Raw genomic sequence first — 8,306 nt, 5'->3', positions numbered from 1 at the left:
GCTTACGGCTTACGGCTTACGGCTTACGGCTTACGGCTTACGGCTTACGGCTTACGGCTTACGGCTTACGGCTTACGACTTACGCCGGCCCCAGCCAGGCGACCCTGGCGATGATGAGAATCAGGGAGGCGGTGCCGAGTATTAGCCAGGGGCAGGGCGAGAGTGGGGAGCGTTCGTGCCGCTGCCAGGCGAGCTGAACCAGGGCACAGACCACCAGCCCCAGCAAGGCGCCGCCGATCAGGTCGCTCAGCCAGTGCACGCCGATCACCAGGCGGGAGAGCGCCATGGGGACGGCAATGGCGATCGCCCCCCAGTAGGCCCAGAAGCGTTGCGTCGCCGGGAGTTCCCGAGCGATGAAGGCGGCGGCCATGCCGAGCAGGACGACGGCGGTGGACGTATGGGCGCTCGGGTAGGACATCGAGCCGGTCAGGTGTTCCGGCGTCAATGGGCGGGCCCGGCCGATCAACGTCTTGCCCAGGGTGTTGAGCACGGCGATGCCGAGCAGGCCGGCGCCGAAGTGGCCGATGAAGTCCCAGCGTCGCCGCCATAGCCACCAGAGTGCCCAGGGCAGGACCAGGGCCGTAATGCCGATAATGTCGCCGACTTCTGCCAGGATATGACCGGTTCGGTCCAGGCCGGGCATCGACATGGCGGCGAGCAGGTCGTTGAGGCGTCGATCCATGGCCATCGGCCCATCGTGCTGCAGGACCACCAGGGTCCAGGCCGATAATGCGGCGAGCGATGACAGCAGCAATAGCCAGGAAGCCAGCGGAGGCTCGTGGTCGCGCTGAATGGCCAGGACCCGCCAGGTCATGCGCCCCAGTGCGTGGCGTCGGGACAGCCAGGCCAGGCTGCGATAGACATGGCCGTCACGGTAGGTCTGGTGGCGCAGCCAGGAGAAGATCAGGGCCAGTGCCACGACCAGGCCGCCGAGGCCGGCCAGCCAGGGTCTCAACCCCTCGGGCAGGCCGGGGAGCCGCTGCCAGGCGTGGCCGAGCAGGTAGCCGGGCAGCACATAGGCCGGTGCCCAGAAGGCCGCCGATATCAGGTTGGCCCAGGTGAAGGTGCGTGGCGGCATGTGCAGCATGCCAGCGATCATCGGAATGACCGGACGCACCGGGCCGACGAAGCGTCCCAGGAAGACCGAGAAGGGGCCGTGCGTCCGGAAGAAGCGCGCGCCCCGTGCAAGCCACTCCGGATGGCGCGAGAGGGGCCAGAGGGCAGTGACCCTTTCGCGTTGGGTATAACCTAGCCAGAAGCTCAGGCCGTCACCGGCCACGGCGCCGAGAAAGGCTGCGAGAATGACCAGGGTGACGGAGAGCTCCTGATGACCGGCCATGGAGGCGGCGGCGGTGATCAGGACCACGCCGGGTACCAGCAGACCGATCAGGGCCAGCGACTCCACCAGGGCGATGGCGGCGACGATCAGCAGCAGCAGGGGCGGCGAGGGCGAGAGCTGATAGAGGGTGTCGGTCAGGTTCAATGCGGTCTCCGTGGATCAGGTGTCCCGAGTGGTCGCCAGGCTTCGCGTCGCGGTGCGCAGTCGGTGCTCGAAAGAGGATTCGTCTTCCCCGTTGTGTCGCATGACGAGTCGGGTGCGGCTCTCCAGCGGCCCGGTTTCCACCAGTACCACGGGCTCGAGGGCCCTCGACAGTCGCTGTTGGACCAGCAGGGCGCCACTCTCGGTCGTGTTTGGCATGACCAGCCAGAAGACGTCTTCCTCGGCCCGACCCAGGATGTCATGGGCCCGGCAGCGTCCGGCGATGGTCTGGCACAGGCCATCGAGCACTGCCTGGCGGGCCTTGGGGCCGAACTGCTCATCCGCGATTTCCAGTTGGGGTAGGTGAAAGAGCAGGACGGCAAGGGGCTGGCCGAGAAGATCGGTCCGATCGATTTCGCCGGCCAGTCGCTCACGGAGGTGCGTGGGGCTGACGGCCCGGCATTCGGGATCCCCGGGATCGGTGGCACGCCACAGGGCCTGCTGGCGCAGGCGTCCCCAGGGCACCAGGGCGGCGACCGCTACCAGGCTCAGATAGGTCAGCAGGACATCGGTGCCGAACCGAGGGGCACCCAGCAAGGCCATCCAGATCGGTGTCAGGCCGAGATTGAGCAACATGGCCGGTGCCGGGGGGAGCAGCAGCAGGCTGAGCACCGGGGGCAGGCCGATCCACAGTAGCGGCAGACCGGTCGGGCGGGAGAGCTCCACGGCAATCAACAGGAAGCCGCAGGCCAGGACCAGGCCGGCGGCGACACGGGAATGATCGCCGCCCATCGGGGCAAGCAGGGTGGCCATCAGCATGATCGGTGTCAGCAGGGCCGGCGGTGGAATGCGGTGATACTCGCCCATCAGGTAGAACCACAGGGCCTGGCCCGCCAGCAGCAAGGTGCCGATGGCCAGCACCAGGGTGAGCGGCCGATGCCAGGCGAGACGAGGCTCGGTGTCACGCATGTGATGCGTTCTCCTTGATCCAGAGCGAGGGAGCTTGGCGGGACAGGGCGTGCACTTCGTCGGTCAGCGAGGCCAGACCGGATAGCGGAATGGCGCGGGCGGTGACCGAGGCGTCCAGCGCGTCGATCAGGCGTCGTCGGCGTTGTGCCGATTGCTTGGCATCGCGACTGATCAGCAGGACGCCGAGGGTGCGTCGGTCGATACGATAGCCGTTCTCGAAGCGCTGGAGGTGATGGCGCAGACGGTCGGCCAGGGGCAGCAGGCGCCGTGACGGCAGGCGCAACAGCAGTAGCTCGGCATGCACCGACTCGCGGGTCGCGCGACGGCGCTCGCGATCCAGGTCGTGCTCGAGCTGGGGACGTGGCCAGAGCGGCCAGCCGGCTACCAGCCTGGCGCGAGGGAGCGTGGTGACATGACGCGCCAGGCGCGCGCGGGAATGCGACAGGCCGAGGAGCATCAATCCGGCCAGCAACAGGCCGGCCAGCCACCACTGTTCGCTGCCCAGCACGTCGTGCTGGGCATGCCAGGTCACGGCCGCCAGCAGGCCGTGAAGCAGCTGCGTCCAGGGGGGCAGTGGCCACATCAGCAGGATGGCCCAGGCCCAGAGCCAGGTGATGTGACGCTCTGGCGCCGACCAGAGCAGGGCCGCCAGCAACAGGCCCGGGACGAGTTGCCAGAGCTTGGCGATGAGGCGCCGATGGCCGAGTGAGAGGCGCGCGCCGCTTATCACCAGCCAGGCTGCCATCGTCCACAGCAGGAGCGCGTCGACCGTTGTCTCGGCGGTGACGGCGCGCAGGGCGACGAGTGCCGCCGCGACCAGCAGGTTGATACGCAACAGACCGGTTTTGTACTTGCTCCGCATGGTGACTTAGTATGGGCTCCTTCCCGATTCGACTTGACCAGGGGCGCGGCCGCCACTGCGGCAGTCCACCTCCAGGAGATACTCTACGGCATGACTGCGCACGCCACACACTCCGTTATCGGTACCGCCGAGGCCGGGGGCATCGACGATGTCGATGCCTACATGCAGCGCCTCGGACAAGGTGCTCGCGACGCCGCCACCGCCATGCGGCGCGTCGATACCGCTTCCAAGAACGCGGCCCTGGCCGCCATGGCCCGTCATCTCGAGGACGCGCGAGCCGAGGTGCTGGCCGCCAACGCTCGGGACCTGGAACGGGGCAGGGCCAATGGCCTGGACGCCGCCCTGCTCGATCGACTGGCCCTCGACGATGCCCGTATGGATGGCATGATCGAAGGCCTCGCCCAGGTCGCGGCGCTGCCGGACCCGGTCGGCGAGATCGATGGTCTGCGAGCGCGGCCCAGCGGCATCCAGGTGGGGCAGATGCGTGTGCCGCTCGGCGTTATCGGCATCATCTACGAATCGCGTCCCAACGTCACCCTGGAAGCGGCCAGCTTGTGTCTCAAGTCCGGCAATGCCTGCATTCTACGTGGGGGCTCGGAGGCCCGCGAGTCCAATGCGGCCATCGCTGCTTGCATTCTCCGCGGGCTCGAGGAGGCGGGGCTGCCGTCGGCCGCGGTGCAGGTCGTGGCGACCACGGATCGTGCCGCGGTGGGGCGCCTGATCAGCATGCCGGAGTACGTCGACGTGATCATTCCGCGTGGCGGCAAGTCGTTGATCGAGCGCATCACGCGTGAGGCCAGCGTGCCGGTGATCAAGCATCTGGACGGCGTCTGCCACGTCTATCTCGATGCCAGTGCCGATCCCGAGAAGGCCCTGGCCATCGCCGTCAACGCCAAGACGCAGCGCTACGGGACCTGCAACACCCTGGAGACCCTGCTGGTCGACGACTCAATGGCGGCGTCTCTGTTGCCCCGGCTGGCGTCGGCCTATGCCGAGCACGGTGTCGAACTGCGGGGGTGCGAGCGGACCCGGGCCATCCTCGGTGATGGCGTCACGCCGGCCAGCGAGGCCGATTGGGCAGCCGAATACCTGGCGCCGGTGCTGGCCATTCGCGTGGTCGACGGCATCGAGGAGGCCATGGCGCATATCGAGCGTTACGGCTCGCGCCACACCGATGCCATCGTCACCGAGAACTATGGCCTGGCGCGGCGCTTCATGGCCGAGGTCGATTCCAGTTCGGTGATCGTCAATGCCTCCACCCGTTTCGCCGACGGGTTCGAGTACGGGCTGGGCGCCGAGATCGGTATCTCCACCGATCGCCTGCATGCTCGGGGCCCGGTGGGGCTCGAGGGCCTGACCACCCGCAAGTACGTGGTGTTCGGCGATGGCCAGATCCGCAGCTGAGGCGCAACGGCCGCCTCGCATCGCCATGCTGGGCGGTACCTTCGACCCGGTGCATCTCGGCCATCTGCGCAGCGCCGTCGAGTTGCGCGAGGCGCTGGCGCTGGATCGTGTGCACATGGTGCCCGCGGCACGCTCGCCGTTGCGTGACGCGCCCCGGGTCGCCCCCGAGGATCGCCTAGCGCTGCTGCGCCTGGGCATCGGTGATACACCGGGTCTCGTTGCCGATGCTCGAGAGTTCTCCCGGCATGGTCCGTCCTACAGCGCCGACACCCTGGCCGAGCTTCGCGAAGCCTATGGCCCCGAGGCTCGGCTGATCATGGCGCTGGGCCACGACGCCTTCATGCGCCTGCCCGAATGGCGCGATCCCCACCGGCTCTTCGAGCTGGCGCACCTGGTGGTCGTCGATCGACCTGACCATGAGGCACCGCTTTCCGAAGCACTCGGGGAACTGCTGGCCGGTCGCGAGGTCGATGGGGTCGCCGACCTGATGGCCGAACCCCATGGCCGGTTGCTGCGACTGGCATTGCCGTCGCGCATGGCGATTTCCGCCACCGAGTTGAGACGACGGTTGGCGTGCGGCGACAGCGTTCGCTATCTGCTGCCCGAGGCAGTGGAGTCGCATGTGCTGACGCATGGCCTTTATCGGGAAGCGAGCCGCGACGGTGGTTGAGACGGTCGGGTGTTGGCGAGGCACGCGCTCGGCATGAATTTCGTGCATTTTTCGGTTGCCGGGGCGCTGCCATGCTGGCCGTGAGCCGGTACAATGAAGAGATGATTTCCCCGCTGACGAGGGCTGATACGAAGGGTATGCACATCGACGCACTCAAGACTCTGGTGATGGACTCGCTGGAGGAACTCAAGGCCCGGGACATCGTGCAGCTCGATGTGTCCCGGCTGACCAGCGTGACGGAACTGATGGTGGTGGCCAGCGGAACGTCCAATCGCCATCTCGCGGCACTCGCCGAGAACCTGATCCGAACGGCCAAGGACGGTGGCATGCCGCCGCTCGGTGTCGAGGGAGAAAGCGGTGCCGAATGGGTGCTGGTGGATCTTGGCGATGTGGTGGTGCATCTGATGATGCCCGAGACCCGGGAACTCTATGATCTGGAGCGACTATGGGCGGATCTGCCCAGTGACGGTCTAGAGCCCCTGGAGGAAGAGGCGAACGGCATTTCATGAGGGTGCGTCTGCTGGCGGTGGGAACCCGCATGCCGGATTGGGTGACGCGTGGTGTCGAGGAATATCGCAAGCGCCTGCCGCGGGACTTCGCCCTCGAGATCGAGGAAATATCGCCCGGTGCCCGAGGCAAGAATGCCGATACCCGACGCGCCATGGCCCTCGAGGCCGAACGTCTCCGTGCTCGCCTCAAGGGCGATGAGCACCGGGTGGCCCTGGAAGTGGGAGGCAAGGCCTGGAGTACCGAGCAACTCGCCGAGCAGACCGAACGATGGCGGTTCGAAGGCCGCGATGTGGCCCTGCTGGTCGGTGGCCCGGAAGGCCTGGATCCCTCGCTTTCGGCACAGGCCGATCAGCGTTGGTCATTGTCTCCCTTGACCCTGCCGCATCCCCTGGTGCGAATCCTGCTTGCCGAACAGCTGTACCGCGCCTGGACCCTGATGGTCGGCCATCCTTATCACCGTTGAGCGACCCCGAGCGTCCCGAGGGCATCACCGAGCATGCGTCAGCAACGCGACACCCTGAAGAATCCCGAACAGGAGCTGCGCGTCTTCCGCATGCGGGCGTTGCTGGCCGCGGTCGTGGTCATCCTGCTGAGCGGAGGGCTGGCGGGGCGCTTGTTCTATTTGCAAGTGGTGCAGCACGAGGTCTTCAGTACCCGCTCCGAAAAGAACCGGGTGCGTGTCGAGCCCTTGCCGCCGACCCGCGGTCTCATCTATGACCGCAACGGCCAGCTGCTGGCCGAGAATCGCCCCACCTATAATCTTACGCTGGTACGTGAACGGGTCGATGACCTGGACGAGACACTGTCGTTGCTGGTCGACCTGCTCGATCTGCCCGAGGAGGACGTCGAGGCCTTCCGTGCGCGTTCACGCCAGCGCCAGCGGCCTTTCCAGCCGGCGCTGCTGATGAGCGATCTCGACGAAGAGCAGATCGCCCGCCTGGCCGTGAATCGCTACCGATTGCCCGGGGTCGAGGTGGAGGCGCAGTTGCTGCGCTATTACCCGGACGCCGAGTTGATGTCCCATGCACTGGGCTATGTGGGGCGGATCAATGCCGAAGAGCTCAAGAATCTGGACAGCGGCAATTATGCCGGGACCCATTTCATCGGCAAGACCGGCGTCGAGCGTTTCTACGAAGAACAGCTACATGGCCAGGCCGGCTTGCGCAAGGTGGAGACCAACGCCCGGGGGCGCGTCTTGAGGGAACTGGATCATACCGATCCGGTGCCCGGCAAGGACCTGACGCTGACCCTGGACAAGCCGCTCCAGAAGCGGGCCGCCGATCTGCTCGATGGGCGGCGTGGTGCCATCGTCGCCATTGCCCCGCAAACCGGCGAAATCCTGGCCATGGCATCGGTGCCCGGGTTCGACAGTAATCGCTTCGTCACCGGCATCGATGTGGCCTCCTATCGTGCCTTGCAGCAGGATCTCGACCTGCCGCTGTTCAACCGTGCCAGTCGCGGCAGTTATCCGGCTGGTTCGACGATCAAGCCGTTCATGGCCATGGCCGGCCTGCGCGAGGGGGTGGTCACCCCGGAGGAGACCATCTACGACCCCGGCTACTATCAGCTGCCCAACGATGACCGTCGCTATCGTAACTGGTTGCGCTGGGGGCATGGCCGAGTGGATCTCGAGCGCGCCCTGGCAGTGTCCAACAATACCTATTTCTATTCCCTGGCCCACGACCTGGGCATCGACCGTATCCACGACAACCTGTCACGTTTCGGTTTCGGCCAGCGTGCCGCCTATGATGTCCACGGGCAGGGCTCGGCGCTGTTGCCGTCCCGTGACTGGAAAAGAGAGCGCTTCAACCAGTCCTGGTATCCGGGAGAAACCTTGTCGGTGGGTATCGGACAGGGATACCTGCAGATCACGCCCCTGCAACTGGCGACCGCCACGGCGGTGTTGGCCAATCGCGGGCACTGGGTCAGGCCGCGGCTGGCTCTCGAGGTCGGTGATCAGTCGGTGCCCACCGCCTTGCCGGATACGCCGCCGGACATCCAGGTCGACAACGAGAACTGGTGGGATCGAGTGTTCTCGGGCATGGAGAAGGTGATGTCCGGCAGCGAAGGAACGGCACGCCGCGCCGGCAAGGAACTTGGCTACCGCATGGCGGGCAAGTCGGGCACCGCCCAGGTGTTCTCGCTGGGTCAGGATGAGAAGTACAACGCCGATGAGCTCAAGGAGCGGCTGCGCGATCATGCGCTGTTCATGGCGTTCGCTCCGGTGGAGAATCCGCAGATCGCGGTGGCGGTGATCGTCGAGAACGCCGGGGGCGGCAGCAGTCACGCCGCCGGGTTGGCGCGATCCATGACCGATTTCTGGTTGCTCGAGCGGCATGGTGGCATCGGCGCGGACGACTCGGCCGGGGATGACGCGGCGGATGCCGATCCCGAGGCGCAAGGAGACTGAG

The 8,306-nt window shown here is 66.5% G+C and carries 8 protein-coding genes; 5 read left to right on the top strand and 3 right to left on the bottom strand.

All coding sequences use genetic code 11. The annotated features are described in order from the left end of the window. Positions 1-79: 79 nt before the first annotated feature. From LU493_RS09715 to LU493_RS09705, 3 genes are read right to left on the bottom strand one after another with little or no spacing between them, the layout of a single operon-like run. Positions 80-1,483, bottom strand: coding sequence for a bifunctional DedA family/phosphatase PAP2 family protein (locus LU493_RS09715; RefSeq protein WP_275287591.1), 1,404 nt, complete (start codon positions 1,481-1,483; stop codon positions 80-82). A gap of 15 nt (positions 1,484-1,498) precedes the next feature. After that, positions 1,499-2,449, bottom strand: a complete 951-nt coding sequence (locus LU493_RS09710; protein WP_275287590.1) for a GGDEF domain-containing protein — start codon at positions 2,447-2,449, stop codon at positions 1,499-1,501. Continuing rightward, positions 2,442-3,311 (bottom strand): hypothetical protein, encoded by an 870-nt coding sequence (locus LU493_RS09705; RefSeq protein WP_275287589.1) that lies wholly within the window; start codon positions 3,309-3,311, stop codon positions 2,442-2,444. Before LU493_RS09705 ends, LU493_RS09710 begins: the two co-directional genes overlap by 8 nt. A gap of 90 nt (positions 3,312-3,401) precedes the next feature. Here LU493_RS09705 and LU493_RS09700 point away from each other — a divergent pair, with 90 nt between their 5' ends. From LU493_RS09700 to mrdA, 5 genes are all read left to right on the top strand, one after another. Then, a complete protein-coding gene (locus LU493_RS09700) occupies positions 3,402-4,715 on the top strand; it encodes a glutamate-5-semialdehyde dehydrogenase (protein ID WP_275287588.1) in 1,314 nt (437 codons plus the stop codon). Further along, positions 4,696-5,385, top strand: coding sequence for a nicotinate-nucleotide adenylyltransferase (gene nadD / locus LU493_RS09695; RefSeq protein WP_275287587.1), 690 nt, complete (start codon positions 4,696-4,698; stop codon positions 5,383-5,385). The genes LU493_RS09700 and nadD overlap by 20 nt, the downstream gene beginning before the upstream one ends. Positions 5,386-5,522: 137 nt before the next feature. Next, positions 5,523-5,894 (top strand): ribosome silencing factor, encoded by a 372-nt coding sequence (gene rsfS / locus LU493_RS09690; protein ID WP_275287586.1) that lies wholly within the window; start codon positions 5,523-5,525, stop codon positions 5,892-5,894. Further along, complete coding sequence (gene rlmH / locus LU493_RS09685; protein ID WP_275287585.1) at positions 5,891-6,358, top strand: 23S rRNA (pseudouridine(1915)-N(3))-methyltransferase RlmH; 468 nt, start codon at positions 5,891-5,893, stop codon at positions 6,356-6,358. The genes rsfS and rlmH overlap by 4 nt, the downstream gene beginning before the upstream one ends. Before the next feature lie 33 nt (positions 6,359-6,391). Further along, the gene (gene mrdA / locus LU493_RS09680) at positions 6,392-8,305 is read left to right on the top strand and encodes a penicillin-binding protein 2 (RefSeq protein WP_275287584.1); all 1,914 of its coding nucleotides are present in this window, start codon (positions 6,392-6,394) and stop codon (positions 8,303-8,305) included. The last annotated feature ends 1 nt before the right edge of the window (position 8,306 follow it).

The organism is Halomonas elongata (genome assembly GCF_029081005.1).
Lineage (GTDB): Bacteria > Pseudomonadota > Gammaproteobacteria > Pseudomonadales > Halomonadaceae > Halomonas > Halomonas elongata_B.
The sequence above is the reverse complement of the archived record's forward strand: the minus strand, read 5'-3'. Positions and strand labels throughout refer to the sequence as shown.

Excerpts from the sequence above, each read along its gene's own strand:
- LU493_RS09710 (WP_275287590.1), bottom strand. The coding sequence starts at position 2,449 with ATGCGTGACACCGAGCCTCGTCTCGCCTGGCATCGGCCGCTCACCCTG.
- LU493_RS09705 (WP_275287589.1), bottom strand. The coding sequence starts at position 3,311 with ATGCGGAGCAAGTACAAAACCGGTCTGTTGCGTATCAACCTGCTGGTC.
- LU493_RS09700 (WP_275287588.1), top strand. The coding sequence starts at position 3,402 with ATGACTGCGCACGCCACACACTCCGTTATCGGTACCGCCGAGGCCGGG.
- nadD (WP_275287587.1), top strand. The coding sequence starts at position 4,696 with ATGGCCAGATCCGCAGCTGAGGCGCAACGGCCGCCTCGCATCGCCATG.
- rsfS (WP_275287586.1), top strand. The coding sequence starts at position 5,523 with ATGCACATCGACGCACTCAAGACTCTGGTGATGGACTCGCTGGAGGAA.
- rlmH (WP_275287585.1), top strand. The coding sequence starts at position 5,891 with ATGAGGGTGCGTCTGCTGGCGGTGGGAACCCGCATGCCGGATTGGGTG.
- mrdA (WP_275287584.1), top strand. The coding sequence starts at position 6,392 with ATGCGTCAGCAACGCGACACCCTGAAGAATCCCGAACAGGAGCTGCGC.